Below are 1,815 nucleotides of genomic sequence, written 5' to 3' on the forward strand. Positions count from 1 at the left end.
TAAGTCCAGCGGTAAGATGTCAAGTCCCTGATTCTTGAGAATTGGAAATTTTCTTGGCCGTAAAGCAAGGGAGTCAGGGAAAATGACAGCACCAAACTAAACCCAGCCCGAAAATCAAGTCATTTACCAGATTTTTACTGGGAATCCGTGAAGGACTTTGGCAAAGGAGGCGTTAATCCTTCGCAGTCGTCACCTTCCTTCGAGGCGTGTAGAGTTGGTCGTTGCGTAGCAGCACATCGACCAGACGCACAAGTTTTCTTGCCGTTAAGACGAGGGCGCGTTTGTGTTGGTGCTTGGGTACTTCGCCGTACTTCTTCCGGTAATACTCACCGAATTCCGGATCGCGGTTTTTCACCGAGTTGGCAGCTTCAACCAGGTAATAGCGAAGGAATCGGTTGCCGGATTTGATCCGTTTGGTGTCTTCGGCCTCGAACGGTCCGGACTGGTGCCTGCGCCACGTGAGGCCGGCGTACTTAGCCACAGCGGCTTGGTCATCAAAGCGCTCAATGTCGCCGAGTTCTGCGAGAATGCCGGCGGCGTACACCTTGTCAATGCCCGGGATGGAGCGAAGGCACTTCGAGCCGGGAATACCTTCGAGAATCCGCTCTATGGCCTTGTCCAGGTCCTTAAGCTGGGCCTGAATGCTTCGGATCGATTGTATGGATGTTCCCAGCACCAGGTCGATGGAATCCTCGACGACCTTGGAGAGCCGGTACGATGCTCTGGCAGCCTTCTGGATGCAGCGGGCGACATTCTCGGGATCGGGAAAGCGATTCTTTCCCTTGTCTCTGAGATAGTCGGCTAAGTCCGCGACATCCATCGTTGCAATATCATCCAGACTGTACTTCTCCGAGAGCATCTCCATGATGGCATGACCGAACACAGAGCTTTCGACTTCGGACGTAAAGGCGTTGCATTTGTAGAACAGGTTCTGCAGGAAGTACTGCTTCTCGCGCGTCAGGCTGTGAACCATATGGAATCGCATTCGGGTCAGCCTTTGAAGCGCGACGTACTGCTCCTGCATGACGATGGTCGTTGTCAACCTGCCGAAGCGCAAGCGGTCCGCAATAATCCAGGCGTCAAGGCGATCGGTTTTATCGAGGTCGGGATACGCTTCCCGGAATTTGCTCACCAGTTTCGGATTGATCGTGAACACCTTAGCCTTGCGCTCTTTCAGCGCCGGATCCGCATGCATGTACATCGCGGGATGCCAACTGTAGACCGAGGTGGCCTCGAGCCCAATGTGGATCTCGGAAAACGAGTGCTTGTCCGCCGCGGCAACGATACGATCGCGCAAGTGGGAAGCGCCGTGCAAATCGTTCTTTACTTTCAGCGTCTCAAGCGTCTCGCCATCCGGGTTCATCAAACACGCTTCCAGTTCTTGCGAACTGACGTCAATACCGACAAATAGCTTCAAGTGGATTTCCTCCTTTCTGTAAGGGATTCAGGGAATAGACTCTCCGGGATGCCTCCGGCGCACTCGCAGATCAGTCACCCTCGCATATGAGGACACGCTTCGGGCCATGAGCTGCCCCGACGCTGCTAACATCGGGCATGGGTTGCCGAAGGGAACAGCCAGCGGGTAAGAAGTTCAAGCGAGTACCGGAGAAACAGACTTAGAATGTAGACGCGCTACAGGAGCCGAGAAGAATTTCCCCGAATGGACCCTAAGTTCCATTGTCCGGAGACATGCCGGAAAGTCCAGTCCCAGATGAAATTTTCAAAGAACGAGCCTGGAAATTTCGAGGCCGTTTTCCATCCCCCTCAGGGGATGGAAACTAACCTATAAGAGCTTTCAAAAGATACTATACGAGG

The 1,815-nt window shown here is 53.5% G+C and carries 1 protein-coding gene; it reads right to left on the minus strand.

The window, feature by feature from the left end; genetic code table 11:
- Positions 1-172: 172 nt before the first annotated feature.
- Positions 173-1,417 (minus strand): IS110 family RNA-guided transposase, encoded by a 1,245-nt coding sequence (locus KQI79_RS27215; RefSeq protein WP_216541458.1) that lies wholly within the window; start codon positions 1,415-1,417, stop codon positions 173-175.
- Positions 1,418-1,815 lie beyond the last annotated feature (398 nt).

This window comes from Paenibacillus sp. MSJ-34, assembly GCF_018918005.1.
Classification (GTDB): Bacteria; Bacillota; Bacilli; order Paenibacillales; family Paenibacillaceae; genus MSJ-34.